Source organism: Sphingobium vermicomposti (genome assembly GCF_011762025.1).
Classification (GTDB): Bacteria; Pseudomonadota; Alphaproteobacteria; order Sphingomonadales; family Sphingomonadaceae; genus Sphingobium; species Sphingobium vermicomposti.
Window position 1 is genome coordinate 44,703 of the sequence record NZ_JAASQR010000003.1, and the last position, 19,512, is coordinate 64,214.

Genomic DNA, 19,512 nt, shown 5'->3' on the forward strand with positions numbered 1-19,512 from the left:
GGTAGCGAAGCATCACCGCTTCCCTCCACTCGCCGGAACATCCACCGGCCGCACCACGCCGCTCGACTGCCGCATCGTCGGCTCGATCACCTGCGTCGGAGCCGGAGCCGCAGCGGCAGGCTCCACCACCGCATCGCCCGGCTGCATCGGAGCGGGCGGCGTCGCGCCCATATAGTCGCGCACCAATTCATCGATCCCCGGCTCGGCATCCGGGTTGCGCGCCAACTGCATGCCCCGGACATAGCCATAGCGTTGCTGCGTCAACCTTTGCGCATCCTCCTTCGACCGCAGGATCGTCGGGCGGATAAAGACCATCAGGTTGGTTTTCGTCCGGCTCTTGCTGCGCGACTTGAACAGCTCGCCCAGCCCCGGAATGTCGGACAGCAACGGAATGCGCTCTATCGTCTTGCGCTCATTATCATCCAACAGGCCGCCCAGCGCCAATATCTCGCCATCGTCCACCGTGACCATCGTCTCGATTTCGCGCTTGTTGATGATCAGGTCGCTGTTGTTGTTGCTGACCGGCCCGGCGACGCTGGACACTTCCTGGTGCAGGAACAGCTTGATCGCGCCGCCCGTGTTGATCTGCGGCTTCACTTCCAGCTTGATGCCCACATCCTGCCGCTGGACCGTGCGGAACTGGTTGTCGAAATTCTGGCTCAACGCCTCGCCCGTGGTGATCGGCACCTGCTGCCCGACCAGGATAGATGCCTTCTGATTGTCCATCGTCATGACCGAAGGCGTGGACAGGATGTTGCTGTCCGTGTCGGACTTCACGGCGTTGATGATCGCGCCGAAGATGCCGTTGCGACCGATCTGGGTGCCCAAGCCACCGATGATGCCAGATGCGCTTTGCAGGCTATTGATCGCCGCCGACTGGAGAGTGCTGGCAAGCTCGCCATTTTCCCTCACCTCTGTCGTCGTGCGCGTGCCATCGGGCGCAACCACGGTCGTTGTGGTTGTCCCTAGCTCATTGGCACCCACCGCGCCCGCCAGCGTCAGCAAATTGGGCGATGCGTTGGAATAGTTGGTCGCGGCAAAGCCGGTCTTGGTGCTGCCAATCAGGAACTGCACGCCCAGCTTGTTGGCCGCCGCATCGCTGATCTCAACGATGATCGCTTCCACCAGAACCTGCTCGCGCCGGGTATCGATCTGGCGGATCGTTTCGCCCAGCATACGCTGCACGTCGCTGTTAGCGGCGACGATGATGGCATTCGCGCCCTCATATCGAGTGACGATGGCCGGACCCCGCGTGGAAATCCCGTTACCGCCGGACCCGCCACCCGAAACGCCGATGGCGGCTGCGGGCGCGGCAGTCGCCGGTCCATCCCCACCTGCGGGCATGGACGCCGTCACCGGCTGGTTGGTGGATTGCCCGACCAGTTGCTGCAACACCGGCAACAGCTTTTCAGCATCGGCATGTTCCAGCCAATAAACACGTATCTCGGTCCCGCTCGCGGCCTGACGGTCCAGGTCGCGGGCCATTTGCGCCAGCCGCGTGACGGTCCCGGCATCGCCCCGGATAGCCACGGCATTGCTGCTGTCGATCGGCACGATCGTGGCGGCGCGCACGGCCCCTTCGCCGCTGCCGCTCTGCACCAGCGCCTGAAGCGATGTTGCAATCTCGCGCGCGCCCGCATTACGCAGCAACACCGTCTGGGTTGCCGCCGTATCCCGGTCGATGCGCGCGATCACCTGCCGTATGCGCCCGATATTGTCCGCATAGTCCGCCACGACGACGCTGTTGCCAGCACGATTAGCGGTCACCGATCCATCCTTGCTGACCAGCGGACGCAGCGTTTCCAGCGCGCTAGCCGCATCGATGGAGCGCAAGCGAAAAACTTCGGTCACAAACTGGTTGCGGTTGCTCGCCCGCCCGACAGCGCCCGGCTGCCCGGCCGCGCCATCGGCGGGCTGGATGCGATAGGCGCCGCCCGGCCCCGGCACGGCGACCAGCCCATTGGCGCGCAGGGTGGACAGGAAAATCTCAAAATATTCCGACCGCGACAGGGGTCGGTCGGTCACGACCGACACCTTCCCCTGCACACGATTGTCGATGATGAAGGTGCGCCCGGTGACGCGCGCCGCATCCTGGATGAAGGCGCGAATATCGGCGTCGCGCACATTCAGCGTCTGCTGCGCCATGGCGGGCGGGGTGATCGGTGCGGCCAGCGCCAGGGCGACGGCGGCGGAAATAAGGAGTTTTCTGGTCATTGGCCTTGCAGGATCAGGTTGATCGTAGCGAGGCTGGCGCCCCGTTCTACCATGAGGGAAATGCGCGCGCCCGGCATGATCTTGCCTTGCAACGCCTGAAGGTCACTGGCCGAACCCACCGGCTGGCCGTCGATCTGGGTGACGACATCGCCGGGCTGAAAACCGGCATTCTGGAACGATGGCCCCTTGGCGGACAGGATCAATCCGGTGATGCGCCCATTCTGCAATCGGGGTGTGAAACCCATGTCCCGCTTCAGGCTGTCAGCGCCCGGATTGTCGATCCCCGCCTCGCTGGGCGCGCCTTCGCCGCCCGCCGATCCGGGGGCAGGTGCAGCAGTCGCGGGTTGCGACTGGTCCAGGAATACCTGTTCCTCCGCGCCGCCTCGGTCGATTATGATATGATCGAACGCTACGCCCTTCAGCACGACGCCCGGCATGATCTCATCGCCTATCGCATAGCTGTTCTGCACATCGTCAGGGCCTGCCACGATCGCCGATCCCAGCCCCGATCCTTCATTCAGGCGGATGCCATAGACCTTCAGCGCCAGAGAGGTGACGACGCCCCCATTGGCCGCCTGCGCCGGGACGCCGCGATTGAACGGATCGAAACTGGAAAACAGCGCCTGCCGCGCTTCGACGCTGGGAAATTGCGCCTGCCGTCCCGCCCAGGGACCAAAGCTGCCAACAGGCGTCAGCACAGCCAGCACCAGCCTTGCACATTGCAGCGCAACAAGCGCCAGCAACAGCTTCTCTGCCACGGCCAGCCAGTCGATAGGTTTCAGGCGATGGCCCCAACCCCCTATATTGTCGGCGAATGGCACCCGCATGAACCTGCTCGTCCCCCTTGCTACCCATGCCTGCTAGAAAATTCTTCTTACCGTTGAATGACAGTCATGTGACGCGAATGTGACAGGGCGCAAATGGTGAGCGACGATGCTTGCTTTTCCAGCGCCGAGCGATAGCGTGACGCTGCTTTTCCATCGTTTTTTCCCTTGTGACGGACCCTCCATGTCCCCCGATCTTCCTCCGACAGCGTCCGACGCCGACCCCGCCCGGATCGCGGCCCATCCGCGCGTCCAACGTGTCCCCAGCCGCGACCTGATGCTCTTCATCCAGCGCGATTTCCTGTCCCCGACAGAATGCGCCGCCTTGATCGACCGGATCGAACTCAGGCGGCGTCCTTCCACCATCGCCGACGCCAATGGGGACGATGTTTTTCGCACCAGCGAAACATGCGACCTTGATATGTCTGACCCTTTCGTGGCGCAGATTGACGCCAGGCTGGCCGCCTTCGCCGGTATCGATCCGGCCTATGGCGAACCGATCCAGGGCCAACGCTATACGGTGGGTCAGGAATTCAAGGCGCACACCGACTTTTTCGATCCTCACGGCGCGGATTTCCCGCGCTACTGCTCAGTGTCGGGCAACCGCACCTGGACATTGATGATCTATCTCAACCAGCCGGGTGCGGGAGGAGCGACCCGCTTTGTGAAGATCGGCAAGACGGTGCAGCCCGAAACCGGCAAGCTGCTCGCCTGGAATAACCGCAACGACACTGGCCGTTGCAACGACGCCAGCATGCACCACGGCATGAAGGTGCGCAGCGGCGTCAAGCACATCATCACCAAATGGTATCGCGAACGCCCCTGGGGCTAATGCCTCAACGCCAGAAAGTGGCAACGTCAGCCAGATCGGCGTGCGCCTTCGCGGCCCCGGCGATCAACTTCTTCCTGCCCTTGCCACCGAATGCATCGGGCTGCTTGCTCATGTCGAAACCGTGCCGCTTTAGCAGTTCCGGCCTGCTCACCCTGTCATTCAGCGCGCCCAATTTGTCCTGCAATGCTTCCAGCGCATCGATGAAGTGGGCGTGGCGTTTGCGACCTTTCTTCGTTTCACTGAACAGGCCCGCGAAAAATTCCGAAGCGTAGCGCAGCTTCTTCGCCTTCTTGCGGACGGCGTGCCGATGTTCGTCATCCAATTTGGTCATATGGCGGCCATGCTTCACCACCCATTGGTAGACATGCTGCAACCGATCCGCCGCGAACGCATCCGCCGATCCGCTATCTGATTCCCGCGCCGCGTCCAGCGTCAACCATTCCGCAACGTCGATCATCAGCCCCCGCACACGGCGCGAACCCAGCGCCTCCAGCACATCGGCATGCACGCGGTCGCGAACGGCCTCAATCTGTTCATGCAGGTCGCCCTGCCCCACCCCTTCGACCAGCACGTCCAGGTCACGCGCTTCACCCATCAGCTGCGCCAGCCAGCGCAGTTCATCCTGAAAGCGAACGACCTGTTGCGCTTCAAGCATCGGCTTGAACAGCGTCAGCGCCGACCGAAGACGCCTGATCGCCACCCGTGCCTGATGCAGCGCCTGGGGATCATAATGATCGATCAGCAGCGCTTCATTCAGCCGATAATGCCGCACACAGGCGCGCACGATCGTTCGAAACGCCTGGCGGGGGTCGCTGCCTGGCTTCAAATCCACAGGTTCCGCCTTGAACGAAACGGGCGCGGCGTCCAGCAGCCGATAGCCCCGCTCGGCCTTCGCGGCGACGCCCAGCCGGATAGGCGCGACCCCCTCGATCCGCCGCGCCAGCGCGAACAATGCGGACGGGTCGCCCGCCTTCAACTCCAACTCAATTTCGCAGATCGGTGCCTCGCGCTCGCCCGCACGGATGAAGCCTTTGTCCAATACCATTTCAGCCCGTCCGGATTGTTCCTCCAATATCCAGGTCCGGCGTTCCACATCGACATGAAAGATTGGCTCAATCGATTCCGCCGCGTCGCCCAGTGCCGCCGCCAGCGGCGTGCGCGTGTCGATGACGGGCCGGTCGTCCGCCACTGGCATTTCCCATTCACCACGGGCGAACAGTCCGCCGCCACCTTCCGCACTATCGGCCTTCACCGTCTGGACCCGCTTGGCCCCGGACCGGCGGATGCGCAGGCTGTAGCCCTGACGACGCAACAGCCGGTCGGGCGTGTCGAAATAGATCGCGCTCAATTCAGCGCGCTCGCCGGGATCGGGGATCAGCGACGACTGCTCAAACGCCTCCACCGCCTCACGCGGCAGCTCCAGCTTCAGCTCGATTTCCTGGTTCACCGCCCTGCCTCGCGCATGCGCCGCTACTTAGCATAGTGAAGAAAAGCGCGCGAATCGCAGACATAACAAAACGGCCGACCCGCACTTGACGGATCGGCCGCTTGTTTTCGCGTCTAACGCCAGGTCAGAAGGCGACGGTCATAGAAGCCGCAATCGTCGTTCCAATCTTGTAGCGATTGTAGAACACCTTGTTCCCACCCGCTTCTTGGAACTCCTGATATTTCCGACCGGTAATGTTGCGCGCTTCGAACTTGAATTCGCTGTTGATCCCACCGGGCAACAGCACCGCTTGCCGCGCGACGAAGTCCAGCGTCAGGCCGGGCTTTTCCTTGATGTCGGGCTGCAGGTTGGGGCCACGGCTGGTGACACGCGGGCTGGCATAGGTCAGCAACAACGTCTGCTGCGACAGCCTGTCCGTATCCTCCAGGCCGATCTGGAAATTCACCAGATGATCCGACTGACCGGTCAGCGGCGCGCCATCCTGGAAATAGTCCGACGCCGCAGGCAGAGGACCAGTCGTGTAGCTATAGGGGATGGTCGTATCGCCCGCGCTCACCTTCAGCTTCGACTGGGTGTAGGTATAGTTGCCGATCAGCGCGATGCGGCGGCTCTGCAGGAATGGCGAATCCGACCAGCGATCCAGCGGCAGATATTTCTGCGCCTCGAACTCCGCGCCGTACAGCTGTGCTTCGGGCGCGTTGGCAAAGCTCGTCGTCACTGCATAGGTATCGGTGATCGTCGTGAAGGTTTCGATCGGGTTCTTGATCTTCTTGTAGAAAACGGCACCAATCAGGCGCTCGTCACGCCCCATATACCATTCCGCGCGCAGGTCGGCGTTCCACAATTCGCTGTCCTGCAGAAATGGGTTGCCGCGATAGAAGCGGTTGGATTCTGTATCCAGATAGGGCTGCGCGATCAGTTCGCGGAACTGCGGACGAGCAATGGTCTTCGACCCGCTCGCGCGGAACTGCAGGCCCTTTGCCGCTTCGACCGTGACGGTCACGGCGGGCAACCAGTAATCCTTGCGGATCTGGTTGAACGGCGTCACGCCCGTGTCGTAGACATCGACGCCCGTGACCGACTGCCGACCCTTTTCATATCGAACCCCTGCGTCGAACGACACGCCCGGCAATACCGAAGCCTTGACCTGCGCATAGCCCGCATGGGTCCGCATCGCCGCTTCATAGACCGGATAATTGCCCGAAAATTCCAGCAGGCTGATGTCGAACAGCTGGATCGTCGCATCCGACAACAGATAATCGGGGCGAAGCTGCTGCACCGGCACCGGCAGATTGGTCGCGTCGAAATGCAGCTCGTATCGGGAAGACGTCCGCTTCGTATCGCTGAACGCATAGCCAATCGTCGCCGACAGATCGCGCGAGAATTTGTAGCTCAAATCCCAGCCTGCCGACCACAGATCCTCATTCAAGTCGCTGAAGGTGATCGACGCATCGCCGCGCTGACGGTTCAGCGCGTTGACGAAGCGGTCGCCCACTGGGTCGGTCGCCAGGTCGCGGTTCGTGCGGACATAGATGAACTCACGCTCATAAGGTGCTTCCCGCTGCGAATTTGCATAGCCGCCGCGTACGTCCAGGCTGATCGCCTCGCCCAGCTTGAACTCGCCCACCATCTGCGTGTCGATCAGCTGCCGTTCGTACCAGCCGGTCTGCTGGGTCAGATAATCAGCGTCCTGAATCTGGCCGTCATTCTGGCCGATGGCGATGGCGCTCCGCTTCAACGTGTCGCGGATATAGAGGTTGGTCCACCGCATCTTCTGGTCGCCCAGTTCCAGGCCGACGCCCAGCAGGCCGTTCACCGTCACCTCATTTTCGGTGCTGATTTGCTGGTTGTTCCTGCCTGCGCCCGCGCCCACATCCAGCGACGCCTGCTGCAACGTATCGCGCGTGCGCCATTTATTGCTGTAGGAAGCGTTGGCCAATATCCCCAGCCGCCCATCCGCGCCCACATCGACCGCCGTGCCACCATTGAGCGACGCGGAAAAGTTGAACGGCAGGCTGTTGGTGCGCTGAACGACCGAAGTATCGGCGTTCTGGAACTGCATCGCGATGGCGCGCAGATCGGCGCGGGGCATGTTTGGAAAAGGCGTTCCACTGGCGATGGCATCGCTCAGCAGTGGCGGCACGTCCCGCGTACCGTCGTCAAAGCCGGTCCAGTCCGACTTGCTGCCATAATGGGTGTAGCCCAGCTGCCCCGATGTCTCTGTATTGGCCGAACTGCCAAGGCTTACTTCCAGAAAGCTTTCCACGGGGATCGCCTTGGTCGTCAGGTTGATGACGCCACCGCCGAACTCACCGGGAAAGTTCGCCGAAAAGCTCTTTTGCACCATGGTCGATGCGATCACGCTGGTCGGGAACAGGTCCAGCGGCACGACCCGCTTGAGCGGCTCAGGGCTGGGCAAGGGCGAACCGTTGAGCAGCGCCAGCGAATAACGATCGCCAAGGCCGCGAACATAGACAAAGCCGCCCGACACGACCGACAGGCCGGTCACGCGCTGTAGCGAACCGGCGATGTCGCCTTCACCTGTGCGCTTGATATCGGCGGCGGACAGCACGTTCACCACCTGCGGCGCGGCCTGAGACACGTTGCTCGTGCGGCGGCCAGTCACGATGATATCGGAACCGGGAACGGAAATGTCCACATTGTCCGTCTGCGTCGGTGCTTCTTCGGGCGCGCTGGGCACGCCTGCGGCCGGTGCAGTATCGGTTGCGGTCTGCGCCATCGCCAACGGGGCGGACAGCGCGGTTGAAATCAGGAGCATGCGCGCCAGGCTGAGCGGCTTCGACATGGCTTAAAGTCCCCCTTTGGGAAAATTCTTTTGCAAATAAGGCGGGGAAGCGTCGTTGCAACGCTCCCCCGCCTCTGTTGAGGTCAGTCGATCAGGTCGTCGGAATTGCGGTGCAGTCACCGCTCGTGGAGCCAAAGCTCGCCGTCACGGAATTGCAGGTCCAACCGGCATACCAGTTGTCGCTGCTGTCCTTCACCGCGCCAACATAGTTGGTGGTGTCGAACGCCGCGTCGATCGTCTTGGGATCGGTCGCCGTCAGGGCGGTTTCCGTCGCGCCGTTGATGAACAGGCTGGTCAGCGACGGATTGTAGCTGATCGTGCTGTTCGGCCCGGCTTCGAAAATCGACTGGACCGCCGTCGCATCTACGCCACGGCTGCCCTTGTAGGGCGTGCCGTTGCACTGCATCGCCACCGAAATATAGCGGGGCTTGCCAGCATCCTCCAGCGCCGGGTCGGCATCACGCACCGTGGTCGTGCTGTCGATGCGCAGGCAGCTGTTGGTCGGCGCGACGATCAGGCCATTGACCAGCGTCAGGTCCGCGCCGCCGCGCAGCAGCATGGCCGAACCATTGCTGCCCGTCGTCGACCGGTGGATGTAGGTAAAGTTCGCCATCTTCAGATATTGGCGGGGCAGCGCGTCCTCGCCATTATTCGCGGCCGAACCACCGTTGGAATCGGTTTCCAGGAAGCCGTCGCCAATGTCGTTGCCGCCACGCTGAGCGCTGATGACATATTGCACCGTGCCGCGATAACCGACGTCGGAGTCGAAATTATCATCCTCGTTACCGGTCAAGACCAGATGGCGGAAATTGGGCGTGCCGCCAAAGGTTTCGATGCCATCGTCCGAACTGTTATGGACCTGAATATGGTCGATCTGCGTGCCACTACCGACGCCTGACGGGGTCAGGCCCTGCAATTCGCTGCCGCCCGACAGGACAAAGCCCGAATAGCGAATCTGGACATAGCTCATCCGGCCCGAATTGTCGGCGTCGTTAGCGCCGCCATAAAAGGCATTGCTAGTGCCCTCGGTGTCGCGTTGGCAAGCAGTGGTGCCGGCAACGGCAGCCGGTGCCAAGCAGTCAGTAACTTTCGCGCGACCCAACAGAACAACACCGCCCCACTGACCAGAGTCCTGGTCCGTGAGCTCGCCCTTAACATTCTTTTCGTGTGTGAAAATGATCGGTTGAGTAGATGTTCCGATTGCGTTGATCTTGTTACCACGATTGACTGCCAGGAAAGCGTTGCCGGTCGATGCGTAAATGACCACACCAGCGTCAATGTTGAGTGTCACTTCAGTGTTCGAGCTAGCGGCACCCTGATCAGTGCCGACATCAACGCGACCAGGAAGTGAATAAATCACGCCCGTAACTTTTGGCAGTGTAGTGGTCTCCGTGAAACGAGCAGGCAGCTGACACACGCGCCAGTTGTTGCCGCTTTTGTCTGCAATCGTCGGGGTAGCGCCGGGATTGGTCAACTGATTGGGTCCCGCTATGTTGGGGCAGTTCGCTGCGGCAGTCACTTTGCCGCCCGGCGTCGGCGTCGGAGTCGGCGTTCCGGGAGTAGGAGTCGGCGTGGGCGCCGGGATAACGACCGCGCCTTCGCCCGGCGAAGCGATGTCATCCGCCCCGCAAGCGCTCAGCGCCGCGCAGGCAACGCCCGCCATCAATATGGTTTGAATGCGATTAATCTTGGCCATGTCGTCTCCGCTCCGGAATTTTCCGGCTGTTGTTGGAACGCGGAGCGAAGGGGATCTCGAATCGGACAACGCCCCCTGTCGCCCTCCGGTGCAGCAGCTAGGCGCGGCAGATGACAGGCACGTTTTGCTTCCGTGACGAATTGGCGACGGTAAAATGACAGTTCGAAGACTATTTTGTCAGTTCGATGAATAAGGGCTGGCATGGAAAAGGGCGCCGTCCACCGGACGACGCCCCCAAAAGGAATTTACGATAGCAGGATCAACGCATTGCGTAGCTGGTCTCCAACCGCCCGATGGCGACACGGGCGATGTCACGGGAAGAAGATTCCTGGCCGTTGGCGAGCGTCAGCGTCATTTCAGGCGCAAATCGCGCGGAACGATATGCCTTGTGAGCATCCTGCATGCGGCCCAGGCCTGCATAGGCATTCCCCAGATTGATCAACCGGGCCGGATCATTGGCCTCATCCGGCCGGGGAGCCGCAAGACGGCGCGCCGCACTTTCATAATCGCGGGACATAAGCGATGCTGCGGCCAGCCCACCGTCGGGAACGCCGACCACTACGACTTCGTCAGCTTCGGCCCAGGCCGCCACCGGAGCCATGGATGCGACCGCAACCCCGAAAACCGCCACCAGCTTGATCATCGCATCTCTCCTGACAAAACTTTCTAATATAGTCAGGATTATTTCACTTCGGTGACAATGGAGCAAGTCGCAACAGACCCTCACAAAAGCATTTTCTTTTGTTATATTTCAATATCTTATGACTTTTTCTTCAAACTGTCATAAAAGTGCAATTGAACTGAAAAATCTTTTACTCGCCGAGTCGCCCGGCAAAAATTCCGGTATCGACGCCCTGCACCGCGGCTTTGGCTTCGCTTGACCGAGCCTCGCCTGACTTACTGATCTAAAAGGAAAGGTCCGGAGGGTTCTGTTGCCCGGCCCCTCCGGCAGCCGCTGAATTCCCTTCTGTTGCCCGGTGGGTTCAACCGCGTTCTTTTTGAGTAATGTCAGGCCGCGAGGCCATCAATTACGCAGCAAGAGCAAGAGCCTCGTTATCGTTGGCACTTACGTGTTTTGAACATTTTTACGGCTTACTCAGGCCGGGTGAAGACATCGCCTTTCAACACACGTCGATCCTAGTTCGGCCCCGTCAATCACCCCGCATATCCGGGATAAATGGTGGAGCCGCCGGGTACTGCCCCCGGGTCCGCTGCGCCTATTGCACGACACGATTTATCACCATAGCCGGGCGAACCCGGCACCTCGCGATATGGGACAATCAGCGGGCTTTTTCAACCTCTACGGTCACGCGGCGATCAAATGGACGGCTCTTGGCTCTGCGATGGGCAATCCGCCCGTCTTCGCCTGGGCCATCAGTTCCTGTTTGCGCGCCAGCATCCGGTCACGCAGTTCCACCAGGTCAACATCTGCCTTGCGACACTGGGCGAACATGCCATCGGACTGCCGCTCCTCCTCCTTGACATGATGCTTGATCTCTTCCGACAGCACCGTAACCTTGGCATCGTAGAAATCGTCGTCGGGCGACCCGGCCTCGATATCATTTATCAGCACCTTGGCCCCATCATGTTCGACATAGGCTTCGTCCAGCGCGTCACTTTCTATCTTGCCCCGGAACGCGGGATAAAAGATTTCCTCTTCGATCATGGTGTGGATCTTCAGTTCCGTGCATATCTGGTGAGCGATGTCCTGCTTGCGCCCACCGCTTCTGGCTTTTTCAAACTGTTCGAACAGATCCTCGACCTTGCGGTGGTCAGCCTTCAATAGAGCGATCGCATCAGTAAATTCGGCCTTGGCCATGACATGTCCTCCTCGTGAACAATCTCGTCATCAAGCGGCTGAAACCGCACCAAGTTCCGCGCGTCGGCGGACAATCAAAATTTCCATTCCGAAAGCGAATGTCATTCATACCCGACATCGTGAGCATGGGGCTTGGCATGGCCCCCGGTCCGCAGATAACGCCGGTCAATCTCGCCGATAAGCACTTCAGCCTCCTTGCCGCCTGCCATCTTCAACAACTCATCGACCTTGGCTTCCAGCCGGTCGTCATTCTCCTTCGACGCCGGAGAACCAATGTAGAGAAAATAGGCAAGCCCCACGACCTGCCAGATCAGTTGCAGGAATTCCGACTGCCAGTTTTCAAAGGTGTCGCGCCCCATTTCGATGGCATAGGCTGCCAGTTCCGGCCCCTGGCCGTGGGACCGCGCTTCGTCCACATAGGCCCACCAGCCGAACAGCCAGTGCAGCGCGATCGAAACAAGAAAGAACAGTGCCGTTATCCAGCCATATGCATAGCGTTTCATGTCATTCGTCCTCTCGGATTTTTCGGATGGCGAACGCACGGGCGGCTGGCGGGTTCACAGCTCCGCCGATTCCGATTGGCCCGGCGGCTCTGGCGCATTATAGCGCTGGTCCCATGATCCTCGTCATCGACAATTATGACAGCTTCACCTGGAACCTCGTCCATTATCTTATGGAATTGGGGGCGGAGGTCGAAGTCGTGCGCAACGACGCCATTTCCCCCGGCCAGGCGCTATCCAGCGGTGCCAGCGCCTTCCTCCTGTCGCCGGGCCCCTGCACGCCTAATGAGGCCGGGGTCAGCCTGGACCTGGTCGCCGCCTGCGCCGACGCGGGCGCACCCTTGCTGGGCGTTTGCCTGGGCCATCAGGCAATCGGCCAGCATTTTGGCGGCCATGTCGTGCGCGGCGGACTGATGCACGGCAAGACTTCGCCCGTCACGCATGACGGCACCGGCCTGTTCGAAGGGCTGCCGTCCCCCTTCACCGCGACCCGCTATCACTCGCTGATCGTGGAGGACATCCCCGAATGCCTCATCGTCAATGCGACCAGCGATGACGGATCGGTCATGGGCTTTCGTCACAAAAGCCTGCCGATCCATTCGGTCCAGTTCCACCCCGAAAGCATCGCGACGGAATATGGGCATGACATGCTGGCCAACTTCCTGCGCATCGCCGGCATCCCAGTTCGGGAACGCGCTGCGGCCTGAATTTCGTTTTCCCACTCTCGACTCCAGCACGGCAGCATGATTAAGGCACCGCCATGACCAGCCTGCCCGATCCTGCAGCACCACTTAGCGCCGATAAGGCCGCCCACGCATTCGACCTGCTGTTCGATGGCGATCTTTCGGAAGCGCAGATCGCGGACTTCCTCGTCACCATGGCACAGCGCGGCGAAACTGCCGTGGAAATCGCTGCGGCGGCACGAGCGATGCGAGCACGCATGATCCCCGTCAACGCTCCCGAAGGCGCGATCGATGTGTGTGGAACCGGCGGTGACGGCCATCATACGCTGAACGTATCCACAGCGGTCAGCCTGGTGGTGGCGGCCGCTGGCGTCCCCGTCGCCAAGCATGGCAACCGCGCCGCTTCCTCCAAGGCCGGGGCAGCCGACACGCTCGAAGCACTTGGCCTTGACCTCGACCGCGCTGCCCAGACCGCCGAAGCGACGCTGGCCGACCTTGGCATCTGCTTCCTCTTCGCGCAAAATTACCACCCCGCGCTCAAACGGCTGGCCCCGATCCGCAAGGCGATCGGCGAACGCACTATCTTCAACCTGATGGGCCCCCTCGCCAATCCCGCCCGCGTGCGCCGCCAATTGGTGGGCATCGCCCGGCCTGCCTACGTCCCGATCTACGCCGAAGCATTGGCGGAGTTGGGCGTCGATCGCGCCTTGGTCATTTCCGGGGACGAAGGCCTGGATGAACTGTCGCTGGCGGGCGGCAACGACATGGCAGAGGTAAAGGGTCACAGCCTGATCGCGATGCACCGCGTCACCGCTGCCGAAATCGGCCTTTCAACCCATCCGGTCGACGCAATCAGGGGCGGCGACCCCGCCCATAACGCAGTGGCGCTTCGCGCCCTGCTCCTGGGGGAGCCGGGACCCTATCGTGACGCCGTGCTACTGAATGCCGCCGCCGCCCTTATGGTCGCGGACGCCGTGCCAAACCTTCGCGACGGCGTGGAAGAAGCCGCAGAAACGATCGATCGCGGGCTTGCCAACGCCCTGCTCCAGTGCTGGATTGCCTATAAATGACCAACAAGCTGACCGAAATCTGCGATACAAAACGAGAAGAAGTCGCTCGCCGCAAAGCCGCTACGACCGTAGCAGACCTGCAAACGCGTGCCGCTGGGCAAACCCCGCCACGCGGCTTTCGCCAGGCTCTGGACGCCGCTTCGCGCACCGGTTTCGGCCTCATCGCCGAGGTTAAAAAGGCGAGCCCTTCCAAGGGTCTCATCCGCCCCGATTTCGACCCACCCGCCCACGCCCGGTCCTACGCCGCCGCTGGTGCCGCCTGCCTCTCGGTCCTCACGGACGAACCCTATTTCCAGGGGCATGACGACTATTTGATCGCCGCCCGTTCGGCCTGCACCCTGCCCGTGTTGCGCAAGGATTTCCTGGTCGACCCCTGGCAGGTGCTTGAAAGCCGGTCGCTGGGTGCGGACGCCATTCTCATCATCGTCGCGGCGCTTGACGATGCGCAAATGGCGGAAATTGAGGACGCCGCGCTGGGTCTGGGCATGGACGCGCTGATCGAAGTTCACGACGCCCACGAACTGGAACGAGCGATGAAGCTGCGATCCCGCCTCATCGGGGTCAACAACCGCGACCTGCGCGACTTCAGTGTCGATTTCGCACGAACCTATGAGTTGATCGGCCAGGCGCCCGAAGGCTGCACCTTCGTCGCGGAAAGCGGCATCGGCAGTCATGCGGACCTGATCGCCATGTCGGACCATGGCGTACGCTGCTTCCTCGTCGGCGAATCGTTGATGCGCCAGACAGATGTCGAGGCGGCGACCCGCGCGCTGCTCACGGGCGCATGAACGGCCTCACCCATCTGGGTGACGACGGATCGGCCCGGATGGTCGATGTCTCGACCAAGGCGGTGACGTCCCGTGTAGCAGTGGCCACCGGCCACATCTCCATGAACGAAGAGGCAGCGACAGCGATCGCCCAGGGCCTCGTAAAAAAGGGTGACGTGCTTGCCGTGGCACGGGTGGCGGGCATCATGGCCGCCAAGCGCACGGCCGACCTCATTCCGCTCTGCCATCCGATCGCGTTGACATCGGTGACCATCGATTTTGACCTTGAAACGCAAGGCATCACCGTAAAAGCGACGGCAAAAACCGCTGGTCAGACAGGCGTGGAGATGGAGGCGTTGACAGCCGCCTCGACCGCACTGCTGACGATTTACGATATGGCCAAGGCGATCGACAAGGCGATGGTCATAGATGGGGTCCGTCTGCTGACCAAGACCGGCGGCAAGTCGGGCGACTGGCGCGCTCCTTGAGCCTGATCCCGGTCGCGGAGGCGCAGGCCCGGCTGCTGGCGCTGGCCCCTCGGCTTCCCGCTGAGCAGTTGCCCATGTCCGATTGTGCGGGCCGCTGGCTGGCCAACGAAGTCGTGGCCTTGCGTAGCCAGCCCTGGGCAGATCTTTCGGCCATGGACGGCTACGCCATCCGCGCCGCCGAATGGCCAGGACCTTGGCGCATAACGGGGGAAAGCGCGGCTGGCGGCGCTGTTCCCCCTCCCCTTCCGCCCGGCCAAGGCTGCCGCATCTTTACCGGCGCCCCGCTGCCCGAAGGCGCGGACACGGTGCTCATTCAGGAGAATGCAGCCGTCGACAATGATGTGCTGCACCCCGAAGGAGCTGAACTTACTAAAGGCCGCAATGTGCGAATGGCCGGCTCGGACTTCCAGACAGGGCAGCGATTGCTGGCGGCGGGAACCGCCTTGGGTGCAGCGCAGATTGCGCTAGCGGTGCTGGGTGGCCACGGGGCGCTTCCGGTTGGCCCCCGCCCCCGGGTTGCATTGATCTCTACGGGAAATGAACTGGTTCCTCCGGGCGCGCCGACCCCGCCAGGTTCTCTGCCCTCCTCAAACGCTTCGATGATCGCTGCGATGCTCAACACCCTGCCCTGCGACGTCATGGACATGGGGATCGTGCCCGACAGCCTGGACGCGATGACCAAGGCGCTGGAACGTGCCGTTGGGGCGGACATCATTCTGTCGACCGGTGGAGCGTCCGTAGGCGATCATGACTTTGTGCGGTCGGCATTTTCCCGCGCTGGCGGCAAGCTGGATTTCTGGAAAATCCGCATGCGCCCCGGCAAGCCGCTGATGGCAGGAACCTTGGGGGACGCGGTATTTCTTGGATTACCGGGAAATCCAGTTTCGGCGTTTGTCACCGCCACCCTGTTCCTGTTGCCCCTGGTCCGACACATGGCGGGCGCGGCTGATCCTTTTCCCCGGACGTCGACAGCGCCCCTCACCACGCCGCTTCCTGCAACGGGAGAGCGCGACGATTATTTGCGCGCCTATCGCGACGCTGGGGGCGTGGCATGCATTACTTCGCAAGATAGCGCAGCGGCGTTTGCCTTGGGTCAGGCTGACTGCCTCATCCTGCGCCCCGCCGCTTCCCGACCTGCCAATGCGGGCGATCAAGTGACCATCCTTCCCCTGGCATGAAAAAAGGGGCCGCAATGCGGCCCCTCCTTCAACTGATGAGCGATCACCTAGCGTTGTTGCTTGTCCTGGCCGCTCTTATTCTTGCCTCGGCCTTCGCCCATTTGGCCCTGGCGGTTCTCTTGCTGTTGCTGACGTCCGCCCTCACTGGAACGGTCGCCACCCTGTTGGCGGCGCTGATCACCACCCTGATTATTCTGGTTTGCCATCTCACTCTCCTATTCACGCCTTTGTCGAAGGCTGCCATGAAACGGATGCCGGGCCACTCCGTTCCTTTCGTTACGCTTAACGGTTGGCCGCTTGACTTGGCCCCATACGTTTCCTATGCGTTCTCCATCCGTTCCATGGAGGACAAGCAGGCATGCTGACGCCAAAACAACAGGAATTGCTCGGCTTCATTCAGAACCGGTTGGACGAAGGTGGCGTCTCCCCTTCCTTTGAGGAAATGAAAGAAGCGCTCGACCTGCGATCCAAATCCGGCATCCACAGGCTCATCAATGCGCTTGAGGAGCGGGGCTTCATTCGTCGACTTCCTAACCGGGCACGGGCGCTGGAAGTCCTAAAACTGCCCGAGGCGATGCATCGCGCGCCGAAGGCGGCTCCGTCCAAACCGCAACTCGTCGCCAAGGCGCCGATAGCGGCCAATGATGTGATCGACATTCCGCTGCATGGCCGCATCGCCGCGGGCGTGCCGATCGAGGCGCTGGAGGGGCAGAACATGCTGTCCGTGCCGGCCGCCTTGCTAGGATCAGGCGATCATTATGCGCTGGAGGTTTCAGGCGACTCAATGGCCGAGGCAGGCATATTGGACGGTGATTTCGCACTGATCCAACGTACCGAAGTGGCGCGTGAGGGACAGATCGTCGTCGCGCTGATCGACGAGATCGAGGCGACGCTCAAATATTTTCATCGCGAAGGTCCCAAGGTGCGACTTGATCCTGCCAACGCGGCTTATGAACCCCAAGTCTATGATCCCCGTCAGGTGCGAATTCAGGGCAAGCTGGCTGGACTCCTGCGGCGCTACAACTGACCGTTCGACCTTGGCTTGCTGCTTCTAATCGGCTGGACGACCCATGGGTGGGCATCGCCCAGCATTTTCGTGCTGCGCACCAAGCCTTGATCCAGGTCGATGGCCAGCCCTCCGGTTCGTGCCAGCAGCCGCCGGTCCACTTTCAGCCAGCGCGGTCGGCACCATGGTGGCAGGCCTCGGTCGGCCACGACAATGTCTGCCTGGACGCAGTCGCGTTCAAATATGGCCCTATCCACCAAGACGTCACTTCGCGTCAGCAGCAATCGCCACGTCCGCCCGCCACCTTGCAATTGCACCGCGCACAGATCTGTCGAGCAACGTGCTTCTGGCAGATCGGCAAGGGTCCCCATGACGCCGCCAAAGCCAGCGCTTTCCGCCATCATGTCACGCACATAATCTCCCGCACGCGCGCGTAGCAGAACCATCTCTCCGCTCGATGAGCGCAGGGCAACATGGCGGCCATCGCCGGTGATCAATATTTCGGGCGGCGAAACCATGAGCATCGCGGCAACGCCGATGGCGACAGGGAACATGCCGGCCCAACGCCACTGGCCTCGCCATAATAGGCACCACAGGCCCCCCATGATGATAGCACCGAATATGCCCATTGGCATCGTGGGCGTCATCACAACGGCCCAGGGACTCGCCGAAACGCCATGAGCAATGGCCAAAAGCAGGTCGAGCGCGTGTCCGGTGAGCCACCAGAAAGGAGCACCCGCGCCGATAATGTCCAGCAGCAAAGCCAGCGCCTCCAAGGGCATCACCACGAAAGTGGTCAAGGGGATGGCCAGCAGATTGGCAAAAGCGCCGAGCATCCCCGCCTTATGGAAATGCAACAGCGCGATCGGTGCCAGTACCAATTCGACGGCAAGGCCCGTCAGCAACATGGTGCCAACGTTTCGCGCCAGCCGCCGCGACATCCCCTCATCCCGCCCCGCCACAAAGGCGCGAAATTTGGGATGCTCGCCTAATGCTACCAGCGCGACCACGGCGGCGAAACTCATCTGAAAGCTCGGCCCCACGAGCGCTTCTGGCCAGAACATCAGCACAATCACCGCCCCCGCCGCCACCAGGCGCAGGGTGATCGCATCCCGCCCCAACGCCAGGCCGCCCAATACCAGCAATGCCGCAACACATGACCGCACCGTCGGCACTTCCGCTCCGGTCAACAAGGTGTAGCCGATCCCCGCCAACGCCCCGCCAGCCGCCGCGATCAACATCAACGGCCAATCGAGCGCGGCGCGTCGGCTGAGTGCCATCAACCGCATCAACAGGAAGATCACTGCCCCGACCAGCGCGGTGACATGCAGGCCGCTGATGGAAAGCAGGTGAGCAAGGCCGCTGTTCCGCATGGCCTCCGCATCTTCGTCCGCGATTGCACCTTGATCCCCGGTGGCAAGCGCCGCCGCGATACCCGCCCCCGGTCCGCTGACGCGCCCGTTAATATGCGCGAACAGACGCGCCCGCAGCGGACGCTCCTTGGCCGAGGGCCGAAGCACTGTCACCGGCTTCAGCGCCCGCCCGGTTGCGCCAATACCCTGGAAATAGGCACGGCGCGCGAAATCATATCCTCCCGGTAGGCTGGCCGCAGCGGGGGGCATCAATCGCACTCGAAAGCGGATGATGGCTCCCTCACCCACACCTCGGGGCATACCGCTTTCATCGATGTTGACGCGGACCAGCCGTGGCAAGGCAGGCGCTTCGATGGGCTCCAGCAATAAGCGACTCATCTGCTGGGCGGGAATCGCATTCACGGCCTTCACCTCGCCCGTCACTTCCATGAAGACAGGTCGCGCCAGTGGCGGCATCCCCACAGTCGCCGCCTTGCCCCAGATCAGCACGCATCCCGCACATGCCAGCACGCCGCCCAGAACAAAAACCTGCTGCATCCGCCCGCCCGTCGGCATCACCAAGCCAGCACTCGCAAATGCGAGGGAAACACAGCAAAATCCAAACCATTCCAATCGGTTGGGCAAAATGAACCACGCGACAATGCCTATGCCGATCGCGACAGGAACCCACAGAGCCAGTTGCTCCCGCTCATGTTCCAATCCTTTTTCCAGATGGGCAAAAAGGCGCAGGCCCGCCTGACGGATGTTGCCGCCAACGGAGGTTTGTCGTGGCTCCAAAGCCATGCTAGGGGGCGTCGCGTTCATGAATG

The 19,512-nt window shown here is 61.7% G+C and carries 17 protein-coding genes and 1 other RNA gene; 8 read left to right on the forward strand and 10 right to left on the reverse strand.

The genetic code is table 11. From position 1 onward, the window contains the following. Positions 1-12: 12 nt before the first annotated feature. Both gspD and FHS54_RS09795 read right to left on the reverse strand, forming a co-directional pair. Positions 13-2,214 carry a type II secretion system secretin GspD gene (gene gspD, locus FHS54_RS09790; RefSeq protein ID WP_167303660.1) on the reverse strand — a complete coding sequence of 734 codons (2,202 nt, stop codon included), beginning with the start codon at positions 2,212-2,214 and terminating at the stop codon, positions 13-15. Continuing rightward, positions 2,211-3,041, reverse strand: a complete 831-nt coding sequence (locus tag FHS54_RS09795) for a type II secretion system protein N (RefSeq protein WP_167303661.1) — start codon at positions 3,039-3,041, stop codon at positions 2,211-2,213. The genes gspD and FHS54_RS09795 overlap by 4 nt, the downstream gene beginning before the upstream one ends. A 181-nt stretch (positions 3,042-3,222) precedes the next feature. On the opposite strand from FHS54_RS09795, the gene FHS54_RS09800 reads away from it, so the two are divergent. Beyond that, complete coding sequence (locus FHS54_RS09800) at positions 3,223-3,870, forward strand: prolyl hydroxylase family protein (protein ID WP_208404882.1); 648 nt, start codon at positions 3,223-3,225, stop codon at positions 3,868-3,870. A gap of 4 nt (positions 3,871-3,874) precedes the next feature. On the opposite strand, the gene FHS54_RS16600 is transcribed toward FHS54_RS09800, so the two are convergent. The 7 genes from FHS54_RS16600 to FHS54_RS09835 form a co-directional block, all read right to left on the reverse strand. Next, a complete protein-coding gene (locus FHS54_RS16600; protein WP_167303663.1) occupies positions 3,875-5,317 on the reverse strand; it encodes a CHAD domain-containing protein in 1,443 nt (480 codons plus the stop codon). Positions 5,318-5,441: 124 nt separating this feature from the next. Next, positions 5,442-8,123 (reverse strand): TonB-dependent receptor domain-containing protein, encoded by a 2,682-nt coding sequence (locus FHS54_RS09810; protein ID WP_167303664.1) that lies wholly within the window; start codon positions 8,121-8,123, stop codon positions 5,442-5,444. A gap of 91 nt (positions 8,124-8,214) precedes the next feature. Then, entirely contained in the window at positions 8,215-9,819 is a 1,605-nt protein-coding gene (locus tag FHS54_RS09815; protein ID WP_167303665.1) for a hypothetical protein, read from the reverse strand. A gap of 259 nt (positions 9,820-10,078) precedes the next feature. After that, on the reverse strand, positions 10,079-10,462 hold the full coding sequence (locus FHS54_RS09820) for a tetratricopeptide repeat protein (protein WP_167303666.1): 384 nt from the start codon (positions 10,460-10,462) through the stop codon (positions 10,079-10,081). Between the two features lie 313 nt (positions 10,463-10,775). Further along, positions 10,776-11,120, reverse strand: a transfer-messenger RNA (tmRNA) gene (ssrA, locus tag FHS54_RS09825). Positions 11,121-11,125: 5 nt separating this feature from the next. Continuing rightward, the gene (locus FHS54_RS09830; RefSeq protein ID WP_167303667.1) at positions 11,126-11,638 is read right to left on the reverse strand and encodes a hemerythrin domain-containing protein; all 513 of its coding nucleotides are present in this window, start codon (positions 11,636-11,638) and stop codon (positions 11,126-11,128) included. A 101-nt stretch (positions 11,639-11,739) separates the two neighbouring features. After that, positions 11,740-12,141, reverse strand: a complete 402-nt coding sequence (locus FHS54_RS09835) for a DUF6766 family protein (protein ID WP_167303668.1) — start codon at positions 12,139-12,141, stop codon at positions 11,740-11,742. A gap of 113 nt (positions 12,142-12,254) precedes the next feature. On the opposite strand from FHS54_RS09835, the gene FHS54_RS09840 reads away from it, so the two are divergent. The 7 genes from FHS54_RS09840 to lexA are packed head-to-tail and all read left to right on the forward strand — an operon-like array spanning position 12,255 to position 17,351. Further along, positions 12,255-12,845 carry an anthranilate synthase component II gene (locus FHS54_RS09840; RefSeq protein WP_167304342.1) on the forward strand — a complete coding sequence of 197 codons (591 nt, stop codon included), beginning with the start codon at positions 12,255-12,257 and terminating at the stop codon, positions 12,843-12,845. A 53-nt stretch (positions 12,846-12,898) separates the two neighbouring features. Beyond that, positions 12,899-13,891: an anthranilate phosphoribosyltransferase gene (gene trpD, locus FHS54_RS09845; protein ID WP_167303669.1), complete on the forward strand. Its 993-nt coding sequence runs from the start codon at positions 12,899-12,901 to the stop codon at positions 13,889-13,891. Further along, a complete protein-coding gene (gene trpC, locus FHS54_RS09850) occupies positions 13,888-14,679 on the forward strand; it encodes an indole-3-glycerol phosphate synthase TrpC (protein ID WP_167303670.1) in 792 nt (263 codons plus the stop codon). Before trpD ends, trpC begins: the two co-directional genes overlap by 4 nt. Further along, positions 14,676-15,146 carry a cyclic pyranopterin monophosphate synthase MoaC gene (moaC, locus tag FHS54_RS09855; RefSeq protein WP_167303671.1) on the forward strand — a complete coding sequence of 157 codons (471 nt, stop codon included), beginning with the start codon at positions 14,676-14,678 and terminating at the stop codon, positions 15,144-15,146. Before trpC ends, moaC begins: the two co-directional genes overlap by 4 nt. Next, positions 15,143-16,324: a molybdopterin molybdotransferase MoeA gene (locus FHS54_RS09860; RefSeq protein ID WP_167303672.1), complete on the forward strand. Its 1,182-nt coding sequence runs from the start codon at positions 15,143-15,145 to the stop codon at positions 16,322-16,324. The genes moaC and FHS54_RS09860 overlap by 4 nt, the downstream gene beginning before the upstream one ends. A 14-nt stretch (positions 16,325-16,338) precedes the next feature. Continuing rightward, positions 16,339-16,689, forward strand: a complete 351-nt coding sequence (locus tag FHS54_RS09865) for a hypothetical protein (RefSeq protein WP_167303630.1) — start codon at positions 16,339-16,341, stop codon at positions 16,687-16,689. Continuing rightward, positions 16,683-17,351, forward strand: a complete 669-nt coding sequence (gene lexA, locus FHS54_RS09870; protein WP_167303673.1) for a transcriptional repressor LexA — start codon at positions 16,683-16,685, stop codon at positions 17,349-17,351. The genes FHS54_RS09865 and lexA overlap by 7 nt, the downstream gene beginning before the upstream one ends. On the opposite strand, the gene FHS54_RS09875 is transcribed toward lexA, so the two are convergent. Next, a complete protein-coding gene (locus FHS54_RS09875) occupies positions 17,342-19,507 on the reverse strand; it encodes a ComEC/Rec2 family competence protein (protein ID WP_243855727.1) in 2,166 nt (721 codons plus the stop codon). The two genes, lexA and FHS54_RS09875, sit on opposite strands and share 10 nt — an antisense overlap. Positions 19,508-19,512 lie beyond the last annotated feature (5 nt).